Below are 23461 nucleotides of genomic sequence, written 5' to 3' on the forward strand. Positions count from 1 at the left end.
ACTCTAAGTTCACCCAAATGGATGGGCTTTTTTCGCGTAAATGCAGCTATGAACGATCCTTACACCCTCGTTATGCTGTGAAACACTTTAGTGGTCAGGCAGTAACATCAATGATTGTAACATTATTCAAGGCATTGAAAATGCAAAAAGAATTACAGCGTATTTATAGTAGAGAGTTTGCCAAATATGATGAGATTGAAGAAATTTGAGGCATTCGACAATAATTTTGACAAGGTACTGCCAAAACGGCAGTTAAGCGATTATGTTTTAGACTAATTGTTATTTTTGCGTGTGATATACTAGAAACGAACTGTAGAGATGTTAAAAAATAGACGTCAAGATAATTCTTTTATTTCGAAAGGTGTGTGATTGATGATTTTAATAAAAATTGCTCATTTGTTATTCAGAGCGCTAAAATTTGTATTTATTATGACTATTTGTTATTTGGTCTATATCGCTCTTTTATCTGACATACTGACAAAGGGATATCATATAATAGCATATCTAACCATCTGGTTATTGTCATCATACGTGATTGCACCAAAAGTCAACAGATTTATATCTAATCATTACTTACCAAATTACTTCATTGGTAGGTCTGTTACCAGTGATGGGTTGTTAGGCGATCCCGTAAACATAGCGATTAACGGCTCAGAAGAAACTATGAAAAACATATTTTTAGAATCAGGATGGCATATCGCAGATAATCTAACTTTTAAATCTTCTGTTAAAATTGTAATAGCCTCGTTATTAAAAAATTCTTATCCAACAGCACCTGTCAGCACTTTGTACCTTTTCAATGACAAACAAAGTTTTGCTTTTGAAAAAGAAATAAATAATAATCCGAGAAGGCGTCACCACATTAGAGTCTGGAAAACCCCCAGTAATTGGTACTTACCTGGAGGTTACAAAACTGATTGGTTATGTGCTGCAACATTTGATCAAAAGGTCGGTTTATCTTTGTACAATGGTCAAATCACTCACAAAATTATAGGTAATGTAGACCAAGAACGTGATTTTGTGTTAAATACATTCAAAAATTCAAATATTTCATATCAGATAAATGTTGTTGAAAATTTTACTACTGGTTATCATAGTAAAAATGGTGGCGGAGATAGAATATACACGGATGGTGCTTTACCTTTTGTTGATCTGAATAAAGACATTTAAAGTTTATAGTAAAATAAACATAAATGGCCATCCCCCTGATACAAAGAGACAGTTTCAATCATTTCATTTAAATATTTTGACATCACAAAACCCGATAACTTTCTGAACAGATTTTTATTTTGTCCAAGTTATCGCGTTTACTTCAAAGGCTACTTTAAGTAGCCTTTTTAATTTTAGATTATGGCAAATTCAAAAAAATTACTATCTAAAGAGTAACAAAAAACTTCTATGTGATTAACAATATAATAATATTTTTTGTTTGCACTATCAATTAAATATACATATTAACATGGGTGTCCCAATACCGGACATTGAGAAGGTGTTGTTTTCAGATAATGCGTCTGCTCTCATCACATTTGAAATGTTGGGGTTCCATCAATATTGGAAACGAAAACGTGTGAATTCTTGTCAAAAATCAGCAAATCGTGAATTATTAATATATTGCATACGTCAACGAACTAGGCTATATTTTAATAACAAAGAGAGGACGTGATGACATGATTTCGATTAAGCAAGTAGATTATAATGGCATTGATAGTTTGGAATATGTAATTGAACCGATACCCAAAGTTACAACTAATGGTGTTTTGGTTAAAATGTCCGTGTTACCAGTCGTTCCTACAGATTTAAAAAAAGAGAACAATCCTCATGCAACATCAGAACAATTTGGAAAATTGCCAAGAACAATAGGTGTTTCTGGTGTTGGAACCATAGTAGCTGTAGGTAGTAATCGCGACCAAAAGTTAATTAATAAACGCGTTTTTTTACTGAACCCAGCAGGTGCTTTTAGCGAGTATGTGTTGAATGAAAACAATAATTGGTTGTTTGTGCTACCCGATTGCGTATCAGATAATGAAGCAGCAACATTAACCGCAACCTCATTAGTTTTGAAGAAAGAAATCGAAAAATCAACTTCCTCAAACATCTTTATAACTGGTGCAAATTCCGTAATAGGTATTTATTTATTGCAACAACTCAATACAGTTAATAAAAAAATATATCCAATAGTAACACCATTAAGTAAAACATATTTAAACGATTTTTTGCCGGATATTCAGGTTTATACTGTTTCAGATATTAAAGAAAAATTTGATTCTGCCATCGTTGCAGACATAGCTGGCAATACGGAAATCCTGAAAGTTTTATCCGATAAAATTGTTGATTTGTCTATTATTTCGATTGCAATTATGACACAAAATGAATTTTCTAATTTCAAATTCGTTCATGAATCATTCGATCACAGTACTTATAAACACTTGATAGAAGCGTTAGCGAATCATTCATTGAAAGCGCCAATCGGTGAAATTTTTGACGATCATGATGTAAAAACAGCTCAGCATTTCCTTGAGGATAATCATAGTCGTGGTAGAATTCTCGTCAAATTTTAAGTTACCATGTTTAAATGCCTCAAAAGCAGAATTGTTTAAAAAGGTTGTTATGAATTAGGCATTTGGGGCAATCACTCTAGTACGAACTATGCTCAAAAAAGATGGTGGGACACGCTAGCTTAGTGAATGGTCATAATGAACGATAATAGCTATGATTAAAAGAAAGGATACTTGTTCATGGTACGACCTGAATTTACCAAAAATATGAGTATCAAAGAATTTCAGAGCTATTATTGGTACAAAACTGAATTGCAACAAATTTGCAAGAAGCACAGTTTACCAACAGCTGGGACAAAGGCTGAATTAATAGCTTATATTGTTAAACTGCTTGCTGGCGTACCAGTATCAAAAATTCGAGTAGCCAGAAAAATACGCCGAAAAGGTATGAAAGCCGATTTAATTACACCAAGTACACGCATATTAATGTCAGGTTTTAGTTTAAACAATGAAGCTAGAGCCTTTTTTAAAGCGTATTATGGATTAAGTCAATTTAGGTTTAAAAAATCCATGGCAATTAAGATGAGAGAAATTGAAATTGCACAAGATACTCTGGCCACAGTACAAGATTTAATGGATGCTTACGAGCATCCTTATGAGAAATTAGCATCTAACGCTGAGGAACAAACTTATCAATGGAATAACTTCATCAAATCATTTATGGCTGATGATTGTACCAAACTCTATCATGCGCGAATGACAGTTGCTTCCATTTTGTGGACAAAAGTTAGAGATTCTAATCAGCCTAAACTATACAGACGAGAATTATTGAAACAGTATCAATTAGAAATTCGTCAATACTTACTTTAAATAACATTTTTATGTTATTTTTTTATACAAAAAAACTAAAAGAATGAAATTTATTGTTAATAAATTTGGTAGTTTATCACTACAAAGAAAAAGTACTGGAATGTTCTAACAAAAAATATTTTGTATAAATATCTTTTAATTTTTCAGCCAATCTTATCATCTCATAAAAGTAGTAATCTCAAGTGCTATAAAAATAATGCTATTTTATAAATTATTAATCGCCTGCTAAAATAATTTTCAGCATGACAATCTTTTGATCTTTCATGGTGAAATAGTAATCAAGCGCAACAGGACTTCCATCAAAATTTCCAGATAGAGTAGCAGTGATAACCATTTCACTGTTTTTTTCTATGGCATTTGTAATATCAGTTTTAACCAGCAAATCGTTATTTGCCACTATAATATGTGCCTTTATAGCGGAAGGACCATGATAATTCTGTCCATCATCATAGAGTATCGCATCCTCTGCAAAGCACTTGGCAAGCAAGTTGCTGTCATAAGAGTTTGATGCCTGAAAGTAGGTTGTAATAGCTTCCGGTAAAGAAGTCGTAACCGTAAAAGAGCCATCTTGATTTTTTGTTATTTCTTTATCATCGAATTCATCAAACACTCGATAAGCACCTTGAGGGGAAATTTTCACTTGCACGTCAATCCACTGTTCGGAGTTTTGATTCTTTTCATCTATTGAAATTCTTTCCGAATTTAAACATTAATTGCTATAGTTCTTTTTAAGATTGTTTTTAAAATATGAAATCGTGCTATTCCATGTTTCATAGGTATCATTCATAATTAATTTTTGTCTGTATTTTTGTATCGATTATTAGGTTGGAATGGAATAGTCAACATGTGCCCAGCATTTTCAACATAATTTGAATTAAATTGATGTTGAAAATGATTTTGAGCTAATCTTCTTTGAATTCGTTTGCTTGCTTGTAATGCGTTCCAAATTTCATCTTTTGATGATGCAATGCATAGAATATTACAACTAATTTTTTCAACAGGAATTTCATAAGAACCATTTTCATTAATTATTGGAAATTCTTTATGAGTAATTTTGGAAAGAAGGAACTTTTTAAATACAAAAGGGAAATAGTTGATACTCTTACCTCTATAAGACCACGATGATGTTAGTGTGGGGAATCCTTTATGACTAATTCCTTCGTAAACAACATTTGAAGGTGAATTAACTACAATACATTTAATCTCGTTGAAATAACTTGCTGCAAGTAGAGCGAATTCTGCGCCTTTTGATCGACCGTAAATACCAATATGTTTACTATTAATCATTTTTTGGGATTTAAAAAAAGATATGGAATTTTCGATTATTTCTAATGGAATCTGACTTAAATCTTTTGTTAAATTTTCTATTCCAAAATAACCGATCGCTAGTGTTGCAAATCCGTGATTAGCTATCAATTGCGCTATCGCTTGCGCTTTTTCAATTCCACCTTCACTACCGCTTAGTACTAGAATTGCAGGTAGGTTTGATTCATTTTCTGGGTAGAAAAATCTTGCTTTAAATGCACTTTTCTCTAATAGTTTATGTTTAATATTTTTAAAAAATAGAAAGGATAGGTAAAAAATATGACTTTTAACGTTACAAAATACAATTAATATCAGAACAATCGATTGCAGATTTAAAAACAATCGAGAAATTAGGCGACTTAGAACATCTCTCACAGCTCAGTGATGAATTAAAGCGAATGCTTACTGATGAAAATTTGAAAAAATTAGTCCGATGTTGCCACCATACATTACAGAAATCCGAAAGAATATCGGGTTTTTATTGGGCAACTATAAGTCGATTCGAACTCATGCGATTAATCGTACTAAAGAGTTAAGTGCATTAATGGATCAACTATCACAAATCAATTAATCAGGATAATATAAAAGTCGCTTTGGAAAGTTAACTTTACATTCAAAAACTAAAGTAGTATAATTAATGGAAAGGGTGCTTTACATTAAGGAAGGTGACTTATTTTGTTAAATAATTTAGAAAAATTGCGCAAAGAACACAAAGTTAGCCAACAAGATTTTGCGCAGTATCTAGGTGTGACTAGACAAACAATTAGTTCACTAGAAAATGGTCGTTACAATCCTTCTATTTTATTAGCAATGAAGATTGCAAGATACTTTGGAAAGAGTGTTGAGAATATTTTTATTTATACAGAGGAAAGTGATAATCATGAAAGATAAAGAAAATACAATCAATTATAAGGAAATTGGCATTTTTATTTTGGTATTGCTAGCTATTATATTCATACTGCTAAAAGTAGTCCCAACTAATTTTAGATATGGCATTTTGATAGCTGTTGGTATTTCGCTGATTGTTATGCCTATGACAAAGAAAAAAATTATTGACCACGATGAAAGAAATTATCAAATTGATCTTCAAGCTAAAACATTTGCATTTAATATACTTGAGATAGTGTTTGGTTTGCTTTTACTCAGTTTTAGTATCATGCATATCACATTCATTGCTTTAGTTTTAACTTTGAGTGCTTACTTAATTATAAAAATGGTTAATCTGTTGGCTTTCTCGTATTACCATAAAAATAATTAACTAGAAAATGCATGAGAATTTTTAACGATAAACATTACTACAAACCTGTTGCTAAAGCGATAGGTTTTTTATTTACAATTGATATCGACTGAAAGGATGATTTATGACACAAAAAGTATGGCTAAAGCCAGAACAACTAGAAAACTATATCGCTCAACTACAAGGATTCAGAAACACTTATCAATCATTATTGAGTATTTTAGCATCAAGTCGTCAAAATTTTGAATTCAAACCAGGTGCACCAAACTTCCAAAATACACTTCAGATGTCAATGAAGTTACATTGTTATATTCATTCATTGCAGTCACAGACCTTTGAATACCGTGACTTAACCAACTTTATTAAATGATCATGATGTTAATAGTGAAAGTGGCATCAATCTAATTGATGCCACCCTAAAACAAGCGAAAAAACAATATCCTGTAAATACTTGTCCGTCTTCAGCTTCCAAGGCGCATACAACATGTTCAGCGTATACAAAAGGTGACACTTCATGTGGATTGTAAAGTACTTTAGCTTCGTTATACAGTTTTTCCCAAATATCCATTAAAAGTCTCCTCTAAATTGGTTAAATAAAATAATATTAATTCCGAACTATTTTTTGATATATTATCTAGTGTTAAACTGTGAAAAAGATCTTAGAAATACAATTTAAATAGTTCATAGTGACAAAATGAGTATACTATAAGAATAATTTAGAATTGGTATAAAAATATTTTGCTTGTGAGATTTAGAATGTGGTGTAATAAAATAGGCGTTTTAAGGACTTTGTGAAAAGTTTTTACAATAACCTTTTTTAGTGTTTTTGAACGCTGATATAGTACTACTTAAGATATCTCACGTTATGTTAACTTTAATTGGTATAGTTTTACCAATGTTTAGTTCATATTTTTTTGTTTAATTTTATTCTCTCTAGATGATAAGTGTACTTATACTATTGACAAGTATACTTGTCATAGATATACTTATAACCAAGAAAGTGGGGAATAAAAAATGAATCAAAAAAGATTTTTAAAGGTCGCACAACAGGAAAATAACGATGAGGGTCAGATAGCTGAACATAAAAATATAACAGTGGTTCACTATATAATGTTATTAGTAGCTTGGTTATTTATATTTACTGTGCGCCTAGTTCAAAAAGAACCAACAAATGATTTGTTTTTTATGATTCTATTACTGGCACTTGGACATGAAGCATACTTATTTAAAAGGAAATCCTCATTCTTTAGTATCATCACGATAATTATTTTATTGATAGCTACTATTATGACAGCGTGGTCAATTGTAGGTATGATTTTCAAATGAATAGTAATCATCAATTGACTTTAAAAAATAATTTGAAAGTGGCGCGGGCTGAACAAGAGTTTAATCAAAGTGAATTAGCAAAATTAGTTGGTGTATCTAGGCAGACTATTAGTAATATTGAAACTTATGAATATATTCCGACAGCGAAATTAGCGTTATTAATTTGCATTGCTTTGAATAAAAAATTTGAAGATTTATTTTATTTTTGAATAAGAAACGACATGACTTTGTAGTTATGTCGTTTTTGTTATAGTTTTAAAAATTTTAGAAAGAAGAAATATCTTTTATTAATGAAAAATAATAAAAGAAGTCCAACTTTTAGATTTCAGAATTTATATTTTAAAAAAGTAGAAAGAAGGTAAACAACATGACTTTAGATGTTAAAAAAGTACAATCATTGTCGGAACAATCGATTCTGATTTCAAAACAATCGAAAAATTAGGAGATTTGGAACATCTCTCCCAGTTAAGTGATGAATTAAAACGAGTGCTTGCTGCTGGCAATTTAGAAGAAATTAGTCCGATGTTGTCACCCTATATTACGGAAATCCGAAAAAATATTGGGTTTTTATTAGGAAACTATAAGTCGATTCGGACTCATGCGATTAATCGTGATAAAGAGTTAAATTCATTACTGAATCAACTCTCCTGGATCAAGTAAATAAGTAACGTAAACAAGTTGATGGTCTAATTTCTAGATAGTCAACTCGTTTTTTGTACATAGTGCTTGTTTGAGTAGAGTGATTCGACCGACCTGGAGAGCCAGTGCCACGCCCTACCCTTGTAAGAGGGCAGGGTGCGTGGTCGCAATGACTATGAGTGTCAGCGACTGGCACGTACTCTGCTCAAGAAACCACAAAAAAGACTTTAACCCCCAGTTACTAACAGGGGGGTTAAACCGGAAAAAACGCTGAAAGTGTCAACCCAATATGGGGTACAAACGCTGATATGAAACGATTTAGGTTGAAAAACAAAAATGTCCCTTTAAAGGTACCAAATGGGACATTTTGAGAAAGGAAAGCAGACATGATAACGATTAATAATAAGCCAACAGCTTATACACCTATTTTTCTAGGCACAACACAACATAGCTTACGGTTATCGTTGGAAATACTTATCATGATCGGTATGAAATTAAACGATGAAATTATGGAGACTTATAACGTGACGGTGTCGGCTATTGAATTGAGACAATTACCTAATATTGGTAATGAGATTGCGATTGATGAAATTACTGGTAGTGAGCTATCTGGTTTCAAAGCAAAATTTAGACAGTCTGATGCACAAAGACAAAACACTGTTTCAACTGAACTAGAAAACTTAATCGAGTTAAAGAATGTTGGTCAATACCAACTGTTGAAAGGACAAAAAAACATGAAACAAAAATTAAACGTACCAGAACTATCAAACAATAATTTGATATTGATACGACAATTACTTGAGGTAACACAACAAGAATTAGCGACTGCAATGGATATTAGTAGAAAAACAGTTAATCGTTTTGAAATTGGTGAGCAAAAAATATCGGATAAATTTGTTAACAAAGTCCTCTCGGTTTACCCACAATTATCTGAAGCTATTGAAGTGCAACTTGGCTGGGTTTCATTGACGTTCCCAGATTCAACTTCAAAGCAAGTGATTGCTGATGTGTTAGGGTTTCAAGAAAATCTATTTTTGGAACGTCCTACGTCTCAAAATTTTTATACGCGTGAAATGGCATTCGCTGGCGAGAAAAATATCTATATATAAGACTTTGCACCAGTGAAAAGCCCTGAAACACAAGCAGTAGAGCAAAAATTTGGCACAACTCTTTATTTAACAGGTAAAGGAACACGTCTATTTGAAAAAACTTTACTTAAACAAAACATGAATTGGCGCAATTTTTTTGAGAAAACAAGACAATATCGGGGACATTTAATTCGGTTAGATATTGCTATCAACGATAAATGGGGTCTGCTAGATATGAACTAATTAGTTAAAGTCGTACAAGAAACACGTTTTTGGAGTAGGTCAAAATCTTATGCCGTTCATGGCAACGTTGATGATGGCTGGACGGTTGATTTTGTTATCCGTTCCTATGATAAACACAAAGAACAAGCAAACAAGGGCTATGATACTGATGTTAAGACTCGTGTGGAATTAGAATTGCATCAGGATAAAGCAGAATATGTACTTGATGAGTGGTTTAATCAAGATGAAAAGTTGGTTGATATAACCTTTGATATTTTGTACACCTACCTTTGGTTTACTAATCAGCCGATTGATGCGCAAAAGCTAAAATCAGATAAGGTACGTGAAGTGATTGAGCAAACAGTTGAGCCAATGCCTGCTTGGTCATTATTAACAGCTTTAGGAAACAGAATGAAGTTTTGTTAGGCAACCAAAAAAACAAAGAGTTGAACGTATTGAAAAATGGGTCTTACAGTCAGTTGTTCCTAGTCTAGCAGTATTAAAGAAAACAGGACATTGGCATGAAATTGTTGAAGCGATCAATAGTGTTGAGTTGTCGGCAGAACACCAAAAATTGGTAGAGGCTAATTTGGTTAATGCTATCACACAAGCAAACAGTATTTTGCATCAGGCAAATATAACTTTTGATAAGGAACAGGAAATGTACAACGATCATTGTCTTTTATAAACCATTGACTCACAACAGATATTTTAGAACTTCTATTAGCTGAATAAGGTACATTATTTATTGTAAACTAAAAAAGGAAAATTGAAAAATGCCAACAAAAATATGGTTAAAGCCAGAACAACTAGAGCTGTATATTAAGCAGTTAGAACGATTTAGAGACTTATACAGTCAACTAGACCAGACTTTAGAAAGCGATAGACAAGGCTTTCAATTTAAAGCTGGTGCGCCCAACTTCCAAACAACTTTAAGTGTATCAATGCAATTACACACAACGATACGACAAGCACAATCACAGACCTATAGTGATGTGCTTTTTTTTAACAATGATTTAGCTAAGCGTGTGCAAGATTTGGTTGAAAAATCAATCGCTATTACGTTTGCTTATCGTGATTTAGACTTGCTGATAAAGGGAACTGATCGTACTAGTGACAGTGGTTTAAACAAGATTGAAGAACAGTTGTACCAAGCTAAAAAACAATTAAGAGAGCGTAGTTAGTCCATGTTTGAAAAATTATCTATTGCAAATATTAGGAGATTTCAATGTTCTATGACTAAATCTGTGTTTATTTTTTTGCTTTTCAATAGGGTCAAAAATAAAATAATAGGCATAAATGAGAAAGTGATAAACTTTATGATAGGCATTAAATGTCGGACTATTATAATAAGGAGTGTTTTTTATGAGTGATGAAACACCAAAAAAACGAAAGCGCCAACCACATATAAATGAAAATCAACGGCATATGATTGAATATTTGTGGAATATTGAGAAAATGACCCAATCTGATATTGCTAGGCGCTTGGGATATACACCGTCATCAATACTACGTGAACTACACCGTGGGAACACACTTGATTTTTCACATTTAGATAGACGAACACTGTTGAATATGGATATACACGCACGTATTAAGTATTCGGCACAACGTGGGCAATATCTTGCGTTAAAAAAGCGTAGTAAAATGGGGACTGGTTTAAGATTGACACCTGAATTAAAAGAAATCATTGAGATTTGGGTTAATGATGAACATTGGACACCTGAACAAATTGCTGGTAATGTACAAGATGTCGATGTGTCCGCATCTGTCATTAGATTATGGGCTAGACAAGGACTACTAGATATTCGGACACACAAGTATCATCGTCAAAATGGGACACCAAAAGAACGTACAGTAGCCCAAACAAGACGTGCTAAAGAACGTGAAATTGCAAGACTACGCGATCAATTAAAAAATGACGGCGAATTAGTCCGTCACTCTATATTTGATCGCTCACAGGTAGTAGAAAGTCGTAAACAGTTTGGACACTGGGAAATTGATTTGGTTTTACCTGCAAAAATGAATAATCAACGGTATCAAGATACGACTGCAATTATGACTTTAACCGAACGCAAAACGCGATTTACAGCGTTAATATTAGTCCGGAGTAAGAAATCTAGTGATATGGTTGAAGCCTTTAAGGTATTTTATGAACGCTATGGTAAAGCCGTGCGCACTGTGACCGCTGATAATGGCTCTGAATTTATTTCATGGGACTTTTTAGAGTATGTCCAGAAACAACTTAAAATCAAGCTATATTATGCTACACCGTCATCACCACAGCAACGTGGTACTAATGAAAACAGAAATCGTAAGCTACGTGATTGGTACCCTAAAGGCACGTCATTTAAAGATGTGAAGCAACGACAACTAGATGAAGTGGCTTCTAAAATGAATGCAATGCCACTTAGACAAGCACTTGACGGCAAACGACCTATGGTAGTCTTTGAACAAGAATATAAAGCGATGCAACGTTATCGTAGAGCTTATGAAAAGCGTAAACAGCGTATGTTTGAAGAACGCGAAAATAAGAAAAAATAAGCTATCAAAATCAGTAATATAAATAATAAACAAAAGACACTAGATATGTCTTTTTTATTTGTGCTTAAAATATAAATATTTAAAGACGGTTTAATTGATTGAAATATTTGATATACTAGTGAGTAAATAGATTGCTTAAAGGCTGTATAGAGATGTTTTAAAAGCGTGTAATCAAGGTTTACTTTTAAACGAAATCGTGATAATATTAAAAAAGTTGTGCTTTGTTATAAAAATAAAGTGCTTTAAGTTTACAGCAATGTTTCTAATAGATTACTATAATATTAAACATGTGGTTTTTGGGTTGACCTTAAAGTATAAACTTATAAGCATAGGGTGTGAAACAGGAGTTGAAATACTTCTGTAACATTCCTTGTGCTTATTCTTTTTGTCAAATACGAATAATTATTAAGAAAGTATTAACATTAAAAATCAGCACAAAAAAACACAACTAGATTTACTAGCTGTGTTTCAGTACATTGAAAACTTAATATACTCTTGATTGATAAAATAATGCCTTCGACAACGTTATTAATGAGAATCAAAATTTAAAGTTATTTTCAATAACTCAATTTTATATGATTATCAGCCATCAATCAAGCGCAGGTACAGAGAGAAAAGTCTGGTACTGTGTTGAAGAAAATCATAAGACCGATGAGATGAGCACTTATAGTGGCATATAAGCGCGCCTAAGGCTTATGTCGTGAAATACCATAAGTAAGTGAAAGACTAAAAAATAAAAAGTGATTTAGTCATTAGAAAGAGTGATATGATACGTGCTATTGTATATAAACCATATACTAGATTAAATATAAATCACATCAAATAATGTTATAATTAGTGATGAAACTAATGAAATTAGGAATTTATTTTGACCACAATTACAGAGTTTAATAATCTGTCTAAAAAATATCAAAATCGAATAAAAAAAGCATTACAAGCAACTGAATGGTATCATGCAACGACACGAAGTCAGCTTACATCCTTACAAAATGGCATTGATGTCAATCACAATTTAAATAATGCCTTAGATTTTGGAGCCGGATTCTACTTAACATCAGATTTGGAAAAAGCCAAAGAATATATCGGTAATAATCGTAAGTATGAAAATGTTGATAGTGTCTTTTTGAACAATGATTTAAAATCAGATCCTATTGTATTACAATATCATATTGATAATTTGTGGGATATTTTTTTTGATTCACCGAATTATAAGTTCTGCGTTTTTCCAACCTACAATGATGAATTTGCCAATTTTGTGTTTGAAAACCGTTCCGATGTATCAATTGTGCATCATGATTATGACTTTATTTATGGGGGACAGACAGACAGTAACCCATCTAAATTAATGGCTGATTATCAGAATAATACGATATCTCGCGATGCCGTTATTGAAGGTTTAAAAAAACATAATCCTCAAACTCAATTATATATTCATAATCAAGATTTTTGCGATAATTTAAAAATTGATGGTATAATTGATATAACAAATAATTAGTTAAAGGAGAAATTGTATGGTAAATAGCGATAAGATGTTCTTTTGTAATCAACTTACGGAGTATTTACTTCAAGAGAGTAATTACAAATTAGAAAACGATGTAGCCCACAGTATTGCAAAATCTATTAGTGAGTCTATAGACTTTACAAATCAATATGAAGTCCACAAGAGTATCCGCCAGCGTGCTCTTGATATCTTACCTAGTGTAAAAAAAGAGTACTTTATAGCTTAATTAAATGCTGTGTGAAAATATAGTTTTTATAATATGTAGGTGTTCACTAAAAGTTCAAGCAAATTTGTTTGAGCTTTTTTTCTTATCAAAAGGTTCTTTTATTCTTCTGTGACTATTTTTTATCAACTTCCTCCATTTGCATGGCTTATATTGAGACTTTTCATGGCATAATAGAAGAAGCAATAATCAATCGAATAATGCACTTTTCTATAAAATTGCATTGACGATCATTTATTAATTACAACTAAGGATCAGTCAATCATGTCATCAGAGTTATCAATTGAAAATCAATTTATCCATATTCTAAGTGAAAAAGAAAATCAGTGGCGATTTCGTTCAGATTTGAAAACTGAAGCTGATCTTTGGTCTAATTTTAGAAATCATCTTAATCGTTTAAATACGGCTGTTTTGGAGGGCTTATCGCTCACAGATACAGAATTTGAACGTGTTCGAGTTGAATTCCTACGTTTAACAAGTTCACCATTTTTAGCATCACAATGGTTACGTGGTGAAAATGGGGTTGCCCAAATTCTCTTAGAGCGAGAATCTGGAGAAAAAATTAGTTTGGAAGCTTTCCGTAATAAAGACGTAGCTGGTGGTACTTCAGCTTATGAGGTCGTGCATCAAATTGTTCCAGATACTGAACGCAGTACCAGAGGCGATGTTACGCTACTCATCAATGGCTTACCAATTATCCATATCGAACTCAAAAAAGAATCGGCTAAAGACGGATACATGCAAGCCTATCATCAGATACAACGCTATGCGCAAGATGGTTTTTTCAATGGTATTTATGCGACTACACAATTATTTGTGGTATCTAATCGGGTTGATACCCGTTATTTTGCACGTCCAAGTGAAGATACCGATAACGCTTATCAACGCATGACCAAATTTTTATTTAACTGGCGCACTGAAGACAATGTACCAATTCCTGATTTATTTGATTTTGCCAGAATTGTTCTCAGAATTCCAGATGCGCATGAACTCATCAGCCAATACACGATTTTAGTAGATGATCAAAAGAGTCAAAAGTTTTTGATGGTTTTACGTCCATATCAAATTCATGCTATTCGTAAAATCAAACGTCAAGCTGCTTTACATGAAGGTGGTTTCATTTGGCATGCGACTGGTTCAGGTAAAACTATTACGAGTTTTGTGGCTACTAAATTATTAGCCCAAAATGCAATTGGTGTTGATCGCACGATTATGGTTGTTGACAGAACTGATTTAGATGCTCAAACACAAGATGAGTTTACCAAGTTTGCTTCAGAATACCATACAGGGCAAACATCGGGCAACAGTATCAATAATACTTTGATTGTCGGCATCCAAAATAAAAAGCAATTAACACGACAGTTATTATCAAAAAAGAATAATAACACGATTATGATTACAACAATTCAAAAACTTTCTGCAGCGATGCGTTCGGCACAAGATGAAAGTAAGCAACAAAACGGACATAATCAGTTTGATAAGCTACGTCAAGAACATATCGTATTTATCGTCGATGAAGCTCACCGTGCGGTGAGTGATGAAGAAATGCGAAACATCAAAAAGATTTTACCCAATTCCACTTGGTTTGGCTTGACAGGGACACCAATATTTAAAGAAAACCAAAAGCAAGAAAATGGTACTTATGCCCGTACAACGGAACAACAATATGGTCCGTTATTACATGCATATACCACTAAAAATGCGATGGATGATCAAGCCGTACTTGGTTTTCAAGTCGAGTATCATGCACTTTTGCCAGAAGGAGATCAAGAAGAAATTATTGCACGCCTTAATCATGATCAAGTACCAGATGAACTCTTGGCACAAGAGCGCTTACTACCGACCGATATTTACGAAACTGATCAACATATTCAGGCAATGCTACACAAAATTTTTGATCGTCGGAGCGTTATTAAAAAATTTAAAGTGCAAAATGGTTATCCAACCATGTCTGGTATTTTAACCACGCACTCGATTGCTCAAGCTAAACGGATTTATCATACTCTAAAAGAGATGAAAGCTTCAGGAAAACTCATGACGGGGCGCCATTTTGATGAGCGTCATCAATTGATTGACCCTGATTTTCCACGCATAGCGATCACGTTCTCAACAAATCCTGACCAACAAGATAAAAACAGTACCGATGATGAATTGCTTGAGATTATGTCTGACTATGCGAAGCAGTTCGATAGTACCATTTATACTGATGAAAAGTCATACAACCAAAATATTAATAAGCGTTTAGCTCGTAAAGAAAAACAGTATCAATTTAATGGGCAGTGGCTGGACTTAGTCATAGTTGTAGATCGCTTGCTGACTGGTTTTGATTCACCAACGATTCAAACACTTTACGTTGATCGCGATCTGAAATACCAAAAGTTATTACAAGCCTTTTCTCGAACCAACCGGATTTATGCTGGTAAAGATGCAGGAATGATTGTTACATTCCGTAAACCAGAAACAATGAAACAAAATGTACAGGATACTTTCCGCTTGTTTTCTAATGAAAAGCAAAATTTTGAAGTCCTAGTGCCTAAAGAATATGCTGAAGTACGAACAGAATTCGATGATTTGGTGAATCAATATTTTCAGGCAGAAATAATCTTAGAGGAAAGTCCTGGACATTTACCAAGTATGATTGCACAAGTGAAAGCCTATCAAAAGTTAGCGCATAACTTTAAAATCTTAAAAAGTTATGATGACTACGAAGAAGAAGCTGATGCTTTGGCACCAATTACATCACAGTTACCAAGTTTTCAAGGTAAGGCTGAAAATTTAAAAGCAACCATTAAAGATGAAATTGAAGGAAATGGCGATAATACCATTGACCTAGAACAATTGTTATCAGATATTGTTTTCTCATCAACACAGAATGCAACCCATAAAGAACAAGTGGATAGTTTTTATATTAATCAATTGCTAAAAGCGATTCAGGATAAAGAAGATGGTGCCATTGAGAAGTTCGATCAAGAAATTAAAAGAAAAGATCCGTTGGTGCAACCAATGTATCAAAATTTAAAAGAGCAACTACTCCAAACATCAGATAACATTGATGTGGTTGCTTCAAAAGAAACTGCAATTCAAGCAAAAATCCAAGCAATAATGGCAGAGCAGGCACAAGAATTTGGTTTGTCACTTGAATTACTAAAATCAGCAGTTAACGAGTACCAGGCTGATAAACAAGTGATTCCATATTTACCTGACTTATTAGCGACGATGACCTTATCAAAAAACGATTTTGAGGCTCAAACAGGTGAAAAGTACCGAAAGCGTACGAAAATTATTGAACAAAGTTTACGAGCACGTTTTGATCTCATTCAAAAGTGGAAAGAAGAATTATAATGGCAACAAGTTTAGAGCAACAACTATGGGCAGCAGCGGATATTTTACGTGGTAAGATGGATGCTAGTGAATATAAAAACTATCTTTTAGGACTAGTCTTTTACAAGTATCTTTCAGATGCTGAACTTCGTGAAGTCTATGAACAAGAGAATGGTCAAACGAAAGATTTTCCAGATCGTAGTGTCCAATTTCAAACCCTGACAGAATGGTTTAAGGACGATGCAGAAGAACTAACAGAAATTATTCAACTGCAAAAAGGCTACTTTATTCAGCCAACACAATTATTTTATACGTATCGTCAACAAGCAGATCGCTACGAATTTAATTTAACAGATTTGCAAGCTGGTTTTAATGAATTAGAACGTCAAGGTGATCAATTCAAAGGATTGTTTGCAGATATTGATTTAAACTCAACTAAACTTGGTTCAAATGCACAACAACGTAACGTCACTATTACCGAAGTGCTTCGTGCGTTAGATGAAATTGATTTGTTTGAACATGATGGTGATGTAATTGGCGATGCTTATGAATACTTGATTGGCCAATTTGCGGCTGGGGCTGGTAAGAAAGCTGGAGAATTTTATACACCACAAGCCGTGTCACGTATCATTTCTGAAATTACTTCTATCGGCCAAGAGGATCGGACACCCTTTCATATCTATGATCCAACAATGGGTTCAGGTTCATTGATGTTGAATATCCGTCGTTATTTATCTAATCCAAAGCAAATCCATTATCATGGGCAGGAACTAAATACAACCACTTATAACTTAGCACGTATGAATCTAATTCTTCATGGCGTTGATCAAGAGCGTATGAATTTAAATAATGGTGATACCTTAGATTCTGATTGGCCAACTGAAGAGCCTTATCAATTCGATGCCGTAGTGATGAATCCACCATACTCAGCTAAATGGTCAGCAGCAGATAAGTTTTTATCAGATCAACGATTTGAACGTTTCGGTAAACTAGCTCCTAAATCAAAAGCTGATTTCGCCTTCTTATTACACGGTTTTTATCACTTGAAAGATACTGGCACAATGGGTATTGTCTTACCACACGGTGTATTATTCCGTGGTGCAGCAGAGGGTACTATTCGTCAAGCATTACTTGAAATGGGAGCTATTGATGCCGTGATTGGTTTACCCGCTAATATCTTTTATGGGACAAGTATTCCAACCACTGTGATTATTCTTAAAAAGCATCGTGCAACACGAGATGTTTTGTTTATTGATGCTTCAAGTGATTTTGATAAGCAAAAGAATCAAAATATTTTATTGCCAGCACACATTGAAAAGATTGTGAAAGCCTATAAGCAACGTGAAGACGCAGATAAGTATTCACATGTAGCAAGCTTTGAAGAAATTAAAGAAAATGATTTCAATTTAAATATTCCACGATATGTCGATACTTTTGAAGAAGAAGAGCCAGTGAATCTTGTAAAAGTCAGTAACGAAATTGCTAAGATTGAAAACGAGCTTTCCAAAAATCAATCAGATCTATTAGACATGATGAATCAAATAACAGTAACAAAAGAAAGTGAAGAGATTATTGAAGCCACAAAAAAAATTCTAGCAGGTGGTCAACATGAGTAAAATGACACCTCAGATTAGGTTTCAAGGTTTCACGGACGATTGGGAAGAGCGTAAGTTAGGAGAATTATCTAATATTGTGGGTGGTGGAACACCAAGTACATCGAACCCTGAATACTGGGACGGTGATATTGATTGGTATGCTCCAGCTGAAATTGGAGAACAAAGTTATGTTAGTAAAAGTAAAAAGACTATTACTGAACTAGGTCTAAAGAAGAGTTCAGCTCGAATTTTACCAGTAGGAACCGTCTTATTTACTTCTCGTGCTGGTATCGGAAACACCGCTATATTAGCCAAAGAAGCTACAACTAATCAAGGTTTTCAATCAATTGTTCCTGATCAAAATAAACTTGATAGTTATTTTATTTTTTCAAGAACTAATGAGCTCAAGCGATATGGGGAAGTCACCGGTGCAGGATCTACTTTTGTTGAGGTTTCAGGTAAGCAAATGTCGAAAATGTCGATTATGGTACCTGAACTTTCAGAACAACAAAAAATCGGTTCATTCTTTAAACAATTAGATGACACTATCGCTCTTCATCAACGTAAGTTAGATTTACTCAAGGAACAGAAAAAAGGCTTCTTGCAAAAAATGTTCCCCAAAAATGGCGCAAAAGTTCCTGAGTTGAGATTTTCAGGGTTTGCTGACGATTGGGAAGAGCGTAAGTTAGAAGATGCTGCTGAAATAATTGACGGTGACAGAGGTAAAAATTATCCATCAGGAGATGATTTTAAAAATAGTGGGCATACATTATTTTTAAGTGCAACAAATGTCACTAAACAAGGTTTTGTATTTAAAGAAAATCAATACATCACTAAATTAAAATCTGAATTATTAGGAAATGGTAAAGTAAATTTAAATGATATTATTTTAACTTCTAGAGGATCTATTGGACATATAGGGCTTTATGACGAAAGAATAAATGAAAATATACCACATGCCCGAATAAATTCAGGCATGTTAATTCTAAGAACTGACAAATTTAATAGCCCTAGTTTTATAGCACAATTTTTGAAGGCACCATTAGGAATAAAACAAATTAAATTAATTAGTTTCGGATCTGCGCAACCACAACTTACAAAAAAAGACATAAAAAAATTCAAAATCACACTGCCAAAAATTGAAGAACAGATTAAAATAGGAGCCTTCTTGAAACAACTAGATCACACTATCGCTCTTCATCAGCGTAAGTTGAATTTGCTCAAGGAACAGAAAAAAGGATTTCTACAAAAAATGTTTGTGTCGTAAATTTTATTGCAACAAACAATCTGTGTAGTACATTAATTTTATAAAGTAAAATTATCAAAAGTTCAAACTCAAATATTTGAGCTTTTTTTGTTTATCAAAAAATATTAATAAAGAAGAAAGAGGAAACAACAATGGTTAACAAATTTAACAAATTATCACTACAAGGCAAGAGCTTAGGAAAATTGACCTATGTAGGTCGCAACAAAGTTGGGACAAATGGCGACATTTCTGTTGCTGTGTTAAACATCAATAACACTCTAAATACGGAAAACATCACACCACAAGCTGGTTTTGATTTTGCTAAACCTTTTGGTACTGAATTGAAGTTAATCAATGCTTCAATAATTGGCGGTGAAGCACGTAGTAATCGCAGAGGTGGTGCGCGAGTGGCCACAAAGTCTGGCACATTATTACCAAATTCTGATTCAAAGACTGATGATATACCAGAATCAGAATATGATGCTGTATTTGTTTCTGGTAAAGACAAAGCACCAGTCGGACGAGTTCGTTCCGCTGATGCTTTTGATAGTCACGATTTGATTTTATTTAGTGTTTCACCTAACTACCAAACTGATAATCAAAACAATCCGGTTCGTGATGATAATGGTGAACCAATCATTTCAAATTACCAATTTAATTTCATGCAACAAAGTAAGTCGGGAGAAGTTAACAATGATGATACTTTTATTCGCATCTTAATTAATCCAACCGAAAGCGAAAGATTACAAGTTGATTTGCAGCCTGGGGCAAAATTAGTGCCACAAGGATTGAAGTTTGCCTTTGTTGGGAATAATGCGACTGATTGGACAGTATATGCTGATACGTTTGTCACAATTGAGGAAGCATCAGAGAGTACCTCAATAAAAAGTTCAAAAATAGTATCAGAAAACACAAATACAGACAAGAATAATAAATGATGCAGATAACATTTAAAATAAATTTATTTAGTCAGTGACTTTTATTCTCATAATATATATTATGCAAAATAGTATACTTAACTAAGTAAGATGTAAATAGTTTAAGAATATTGATATTAAACGGATAGAAAGATGTGACAAAAATTATGAACAAAACGATAATAAAGCATATTAATGACGCAATTGATAATAATTCTTTACTTATTTTTGTTGGAGCAGGTGTATCAGCAAATTCTAAATTACCTAGTTGGGATGAATTAATAGAAGAATTTAAGTCTGAAATGAATATTCAGGGAACAGATTATTTAAAAATAGCACAATACTATTTTGATTCAGTAGGGCAACAAAAATATTTGCAAAAAATTCTAGATATCTTCCAAGAACATGTCAATGCACAACCTAATGAAATACATGATGAAATTTTCAGGATTAAGCCTAGACATATTATTACAACAAATTATGATTCATTGCTTGAACAGAAAATGAACTCTAGCCTTGACAAATATGAAATTATTAAGAAAGATTCAGATATTCCCTATTCACAATCTGATCATTATTTAATTAAAATGCATGGCGACTTGATTGAAAAAAACATGGTTCTTAAAGAGGATGACTATTTAGATTATGAAACCAATTTTTATATGATTTCTACACTAATCAAATCAATTATTATGAATAATACAATATTATTTATAGGATACTCCTTAGGTGACTCAACATTCAATTCAATTTTCAGGTTGATTCAAAAAGGTTTTTCTGACAATGCTAAAAAAGCTTATTTCTTTACTGTCAATAAACAAGATAGTGCTAAAGTCCAGTATTTTAAAAATAAAGGTATTGAAGTTTTTACAAGTGAAACTAATAAAAAAATTAATAAAGAAGAGTTTGGTAACTACACAGTACAGTTTCTGAAACAGTTAAATTCTGATAACAAGGGTCTTCCTAGCACTTCCAAACAATTATGGAATAACATCAAGTTTCTAGACAATCTTTATTTTGTTGATCCTGATTCAATCGTTACTTTTTCTAATTTAAAAGATGAAGTATTCTATTTTTTATCTAGCCTATCATGGGAAAATAATAGTGAAACCAAATTTAGTGTTTCTGATAATATTACACTAACCAATTTTTTAAATGATAAAACTGGCTTTATAAATTTTTTTGACTTTAAATCTGATGATAATTTCTCATACAATCAAAATCCTTTTTTACAAAGTGGTTATAACCTTTATAACGAACATAAATATAGTGAGGCAAAAATAAGATTCAGAGAGCTGGCTAATGAGGCGTTTGATAAAAAAGATTATTGGAATTATTTAGTCGCTGAATTTAATATTAATCATATAGTTTTGTCTTTCTTTGAATCTAAGGAAATTCCTGAATCGAAGTCAGGCCTTAATAATTTAACACAAGCTATTGATGCTTTGATAATAAATGGAGATAATCAAACACAAAAAATAGCACTTTATTTTAGAGATGAAATACAGAGCTTTCGATTTGTATATAGAAAGCTTTTTAAAATTAATGATTTGTTAGATGAGCTTAGAAATGAACGTAACAATTATATGAATGGTGGGAATTCAGCTAATAATAATCTCGAATATGCCAAACAAGAATTTGGTTTATTAATTAACTTCGTTGAGTTGAACTGTATCACTATTTATCAATATAAAGAATTTCAACAGGTGGTTCATCGCTTCTTTGAATGCTTATTAACTGCCATTGGTAACGCAAATTATGGTTCTTCCCAAAACAATGATTTAATAAGAACATCATCAATTATTAATAATCTGTCGTTGGATGATGTAAAAAATATTGTTCCACACTTGAAAAAAGAAAGCATCAGAACACTACTTGAGAACTATGGTTTATCAAAGATTTCCATTGCTAATGATGCAAAGAATTATTTGCTTGAAAAAATTTCAAAATTATCTAGTAAAATCGATAAAAATCATTTTCGGGGTGATAAAACTGAACTAGCCAGGTATGTTGGATTTCTTTTCTTTATTAAAATAGATAATATTAACGACTTACTTCCTGTGTTAGACAATTACCCTATGGACAGGAATAATTTTGAAGATTTCCAACAATTACTTATTATGAGTATTAAAAATATAGATTCAATGAAAGAAGAGTCAACTGACGAAGTATTAACAATAGTGACTGATCAAATTAATAATATAATTGATAATGGTTTTTTAGATTTTCATAAACGCAATTTTGAATTGTATTCTTTGCTAATAGCAAAAACAGTAAATTTGAAGAAAAAAAGTTATGTTTTTCATTCGGAATTATTAGAAGAAAAATTTTGTTTTATTGATAATAACTCAAATAAAATTGATAGAATTCACAAATATAAAGAATTCCTTGTTAATTTTTATAATTTTTTAGATAATACCTTAAAAAAATATGTTGATAATATATTGTGTAAATATGACACTTTGGATGACGATTCTTTTAACTACTCTTTTGCGAATGATTTAATTATTTCTAAAATTAACTTTTTTCCAGAACACAAATTCAAAGTTTTGGAACAAGAAGTTAAAAAAATAAATGATAAACCAAAGGAATTCTATATATATCCCGATCCACGAAAAAATGCCATATCAGACATATACGCTATGATTCAACAAAGCTATTTCACACTTGAAGAAGTAAAAGAAAAGCTAGATCTTGAATCTATTAGAGGAGTTTTCCCTGAAGTAGACTGGACAATATTTGGTGATTATTCTGATCAAACGATTACAAAATTTATGAAAAGCCGTAATTTTTCAAATGTTCAAAAATATTTTGGAGATACAGATGAAAAACGTAAAAAACTTAATGAGTGGGTAATAAAACAAGCTCTTGATGATAATGTACGGTTTGAAAATTCTAAATAAAGTGTAATTTATTTACATGTACTTATGGA

At 32.5% G+C, this 23461-nt stretch carries 21 protein-coding genes and 4 pseudogenes; 22 read left to right on the forward strand and 3 right to left on the reverse strand.

All coding sequences use genetic code 11. The features are described from left to right. Nucleotides 1-372: 372 nt before the first annotated feature. From LEGAS_RS04785 to LEGAS_RS04795, 3 genes are all read left to right on the forward strand, one after another. The gene (locus tag LEGAS_RS04785) at nt 373-1170 is read left to right on the forward strand and encodes an LssY C-terminal domain-containing protein (protein WP_013231561.1); all 798 of its coding nucleotides are present in this window, start codon (nt 373-375) and stop codon (nt 1168-1170) included. 497 nt (nt 1171-1667) lie between these two features. Continuing rightward, nucleotides 1668-2558 (forward strand): MDR/zinc-dependent alcohol dehydrogenase-like family protein, encoded by an 891-nt coding sequence (locus LEGAS_RS04790; protein ID WP_010388276.1) that lies wholly within the window; start codon nt 1668-1670, stop codon nt 2556-2558. A gap of 177 nt (nt 2559-2735) precedes the next feature. Continuing rightward, nucleotides 2736-3365, forward strand: a complete 630-nt coding sequence (locus LEGAS_RS04795) for an SAP domain-containing protein (RefSeq protein WP_010388274.1) — start codon at nt 2736-2738, stop codon at nt 3363-3365. A 214-nt stretch (nt 3366-3579) separates the two neighbouring features. Here LEGAS_RS04795 and LEGAS_RS04800 read toward each other — a convergent pair whose 3' ends face one another. Together LEGAS_RS04800 and LEGAS_RS04805 are read right to left on the reverse strand one after the other, a co-directional pair. Further along, the gene (locus tag LEGAS_RS04800; protein ID WP_224132500.1) at nt 3580-4011 is read right to left on the reverse strand and encodes a nuclear transport factor 2 family protein; all 432 of its coding nucleotides are present in this window, start codon (nt 4009-4011) and stop codon (nt 3580-3582) included. Nucleotides 4012-4154: 143 nt separating this feature from the next. Further along, complete coding sequence (locus tag LEGAS_RS04805) at nt 4155-4949, reverse strand: acyl-CoA thioester hydrolase/BAAT C-terminal domain-containing protein (protein ID WP_404818838.1); 795 nt, start codon at nt 4947-4949, stop codon at nt 4155-4157. Here LEGAS_RS04805 and LEGAS_RS10295 point away from each other — a divergent pair. The 4 genes and pseudogenes from LEGAS_RS10295 to LEGAS_RS04820 all read left to right on the forward strand — a co-directional run. After that, a pseudogene (locus LEGAS_RS10295) lies at nt 4950-5241 on the forward strand (hypothetical protein). It abuts the gene before it with no gap. A gap of 104 nt (nt 5242-5345) precedes the next feature. Further along, nucleotides 5346-5561 (forward strand): helix-turn-helix transcriptional regulator, encoded by a 216-nt coding sequence (locus LEGAS_RS04810; RefSeq protein ID WP_010388267.1) that lies wholly within the window; start codon nt 5346-5348, stop codon nt 5559-5561. Next, nucleotides 5551-5928 carry a DUF2178 domain-containing protein gene (locus LEGAS_RS04815; protein ID WP_010388265.1) on the forward strand — a complete coding sequence of 126 codons (378 nt, stop codon included), beginning with the start codon at nt 5551-5553 and terminating at the stop codon, nt 5926-5928. Before LEGAS_RS04810 ends, LEGAS_RS04815 begins: the two co-directional genes overlap by 11 nt. A gap of 103 nt (nt 5929-6031) precedes the next feature. Then, a pseudogene (locus LEGAS_RS04820) lies at nt 6032-6344 on the forward strand (hypothetical protein); the annotation flags it as partial. Here the strand turns inward: LEGAS_RS04820 and LEGAS_RS04825 are convergent. Continuing rightward, nucleotides 6341-6475: pseudogene (locus LEGAS_RS04825) on the reverse strand (cytidine deaminase); the annotation flags it as partial. The pseudogenes LEGAS_RS04820 and LEGAS_RS04825 overlap by 4 nt on opposite strands. Nucleotides 6476-6921: 446 nt before the next feature. Between LEGAS_RS04825 and LEGAS_RS04830 the strand changes: the two are divergent. The 15 genes and pseudogenes from LEGAS_RS04830 (at nt 6922) to LEGAS_RS04895 (ending at nt 23432) form a co-directional block, all read left to right on the forward strand. After that, nucleotides 6922-7233, forward strand: a complete 312-nt coding sequence (locus LEGAS_RS04830; RefSeq protein ID WP_010388261.1) for a DUF6442 family protein — start codon at nt 6922-6924, stop codon at nt 7231-7233. Continuing rightward, nucleotides 7230-7442 carry a helix-turn-helix transcriptional regulator gene (locus tag LEGAS_RS04835; protein ID WP_010388259.1) on the forward strand — a complete coding sequence of 71 codons (213 nt, stop codon included), beginning with the start codon at nt 7230-7232 and terminating at the stop codon, nt 7440-7442. The genes LEGAS_RS04830 and LEGAS_RS04835 overlap by 4 nt, the downstream gene beginning before the upstream one ends. A 158-nt stretch (nt 7443-7600) precedes the next feature. Further along, a pseudogene (locus LEGAS_RS10300) lies at nt 7601-7893 on the forward strand (hypothetical protein). Between the two features lie 365 nt (nt 7894-8258). Continuing rightward, entirely contained in the window at nt 8259-8981 is a 723-nt protein-coding gene (locus LEGAS_RS10305) for a helix-turn-helix transcriptional regulator (RefSeq protein WP_013231564.1), read from the forward strand. A 12-nt stretch (nt 8982-8993) separates the two neighbouring features. After that, nucleotides 8994-9203, forward strand: a complete 210-nt coding sequence (locus tag LEGAS_RS10310) for a hypothetical protein (protein WP_010388255.1) — start codon at nt 8994-8996, stop codon at nt 9201-9203. Nucleotides 9204-9299: 96 nt separating this feature from the next. Beyond that, entirely contained in the window at nt 9300-9608 is a 309-nt protein-coding gene (locus tag LEGAS_RS10040) for a replication initiation factor domain-containing protein (protein ID WP_220386828.1), read from the forward strand. 350 nt (nt 9609-9958) lie between these two features. Continuing rightward, nucleotides 9959-10366 carry a hypothetical protein gene (locus tag LEGAS_RS04855; RefSeq protein WP_010388251.1) on the forward strand — a complete coding sequence of 136 codons (408 nt, stop codon included), beginning with the start codon at nt 9959-9961 and terminating at the stop codon, nt 10364-10366. A 181-nt stretch (nt 10367-10547) separates the two neighbouring features. Beyond that, on the forward strand, nt 10548-11726 hold the full coding sequence (locus tag LEGAS_RS04860; protein ID WP_013231567.1) for an IS30 family transposase: 1179 nt from the start codon (nt 10548-10550) through the stop codon (nt 11724-11726). A gap of 868 nt (nt 11727-12594) precedes the next feature. Then, nucleotides 12595-13221 carry a DUF3990 domain-containing protein gene (locus LEGAS_RS04865; protein WP_013231568.1) on the forward strand — a complete coding sequence of 209 codons (627 nt, stop codon included), beginning with the start codon at nt 12595-12597 and terminating at the stop codon, nt 13219-13221. 16 nt (nt 13222-13237) lie between these two features. Next, complete coding sequence (locus tag LEGAS_RS04870) at nt 13238-13453, forward strand: hypothetical protein (protein WP_041771719.1); 216 nt, start codon at nt 13238-13240, stop codon at nt 13451-13453. A gap of 261 nt (nt 13454-13714) precedes the next feature. Continuing rightward, a complete protein-coding gene (locus LEGAS_RS04875) occupies nt 13715-16792 on the forward strand; it encodes a type I restriction endonuclease subunit R (protein WP_013231569.1) in 3078 nt (1025 codons plus the stop codon). Continuing rightward, a complete protein-coding gene (locus tag LEGAS_RS04880; RefSeq protein ID WP_013231570.1) occupies nt 16792-18387 on the forward strand; it encodes a type I restriction-modification system subunit M in 1596 nt (531 codons plus the stop codon). The genes LEGAS_RS04875 and LEGAS_RS04880 overlap by 1 nt, the downstream gene beginning before the upstream one ends. After that, the gene (locus tag LEGAS_RS04885) at nt 18380-19633 is read left to right on the forward strand and encodes a restriction endonuclease subunit S (protein ID WP_013231571.1); all 1254 of its coding nucleotides are present in this window, start codon (nt 18380-18382) and stop codon (nt 19631-19633) included. The genes LEGAS_RS04880 and LEGAS_RS04885 overlap by 8 nt, the downstream gene beginning before the upstream one ends. Nucleotides 19634-19764: 131 nt before the next feature. After that, a complete protein-coding gene (locus tag LEGAS_RS04890; protein ID WP_013231572.1) occupies nt 19765-20550 on the forward strand; it encodes a hypothetical protein in 786 nt (261 codons plus the stop codon). A 146-nt stretch (nt 20551-20696) separates the two neighbouring features. After that, nucleotides 20697-23432 (forward strand): SIR2 family protein, encoded by a 2736-nt coding sequence (locus LEGAS_RS04895; protein ID WP_013231573.1) that lies wholly within the window; start codon nt 20697-20699, stop codon nt 23430-23432. Nucleotides 23433-23461 lie beyond the last annotated feature (29 nt).

This window comes from Leuconostoc gasicomitatum LMG 18811 (genome assembly GCF_000196855.1).
GTDB classification, from domain to species: domain Bacteria; phylum Bacillota; class Bacilli; order Lactobacillales; family Lactobacillaceae; genus Leuconostoc; species Leuconostoc gasicomitatum.

What these genes read in the sequence shown, in the direction of transcription:
- LEGAS_RS04785 (WP_013231561.1), top strand. Translation starts at nt 373, where the DNA reads ATGATTTTAATAAAAATTGCTCATTTGTTATTCAGAGCGCTAAAATTT.
- LEGAS_RS04790 (WP_010388276.1), top strand. Translation starts at nt 1,668, where the DNA reads ATGATTTCGATTAAGCAAGTAGATTATAATGGCATTGATAGTTTGGAA.
- LEGAS_RS04795 (WP_010388274.1), top strand. Translation starts at nt 2,736, where the DNA reads ATGGTACGACCTGAATTTACCAAAAATATGAGTATCAAAGAATTTCAG.
- LEGAS_RS04815 (WP_010388265.1), top strand. Translation starts at nt 5,551, where the DNA reads ATGAAAGATAAAGAAAATACAATCAATTATAAGGAAATTGGCATTTTT.
- LEGAS_RS04830 (WP_010388261.1), top strand. Translation starts at nt 6,922, where the DNA reads ATGAATCAAAAAAGATTTTTAAAGGTCGCACAACAGGAAAATAACGAT.
- LEGAS_RS04835 (WP_010388259.1), top strand. Translation starts at nt 7,230, where the DNA reads ATGAATAGTAATCATCAATTGACTTTAAAAAATAATTTGAAAGTGGCG.
- LEGAS_RS10305 (WP_013231564.1), top strand. Translation starts at nt 8,259, where the DNA reads ATGATAACGATTAATAATAAGCCAACAGCTTATACACCTATTTTTCTA.
- LEGAS_RS04855 (WP_010388251.1), top strand. Translation starts at nt 9,959, where the DNA reads ATGCCAACAAAAATATGGTTAAAGCCAGAACAACTAGAGCTGTATATT.
- LEGAS_RS04860 (WP_013231567.1), top strand. Translation starts at nt 10,548, where the DNA reads ATGAGTGATGAAACACCAAAAAAACGAAAGCGCCAACCACATATAAAT.
- LEGAS_RS04870 (WP_041771719.1), top strand. Translation starts at nt 13,238, where the DNA reads ATGGTAAATAGCGATAAGATGTTCTTTTGTAATCAACTTACGGAGTAT.
- LEGAS_RS04875 (WP_013231569.1), top strand. Translation starts at nt 13,715, where the DNA reads ATGTCATCAGAGTTATCAATTGAAAATCAATTTATCCATATTCTAAGT.
- LEGAS_RS04880 (WP_013231570.1), top strand. Translation starts at nt 16,792, where the DNA reads ATGGCAACAAGTTTAGAGCAACAACTATGGGCAGCAGCGGATATTTTA.
- LEGAS_RS04885 (WP_013231571.1), top strand. Translation starts at nt 18,380, where the DNA reads ATGAGTAAAATGACACCTCAGATTAGGTTTCAAGGTTTCACGGACGAT.
- LEGAS_RS04890 (WP_013231572.1), top strand. Translation starts at nt 19,765, where the DNA reads ATGGTTAACAAATTTAACAAATTATCACTACAAGGCAAGAGCTTAGGA.
- LEGAS_RS04895 (WP_013231573.1), top strand. Translation starts at nt 20,697, where the DNA reads ATGAACAAAACGATAATAAAGCATATTAATGACGCAATTGATAATAAT.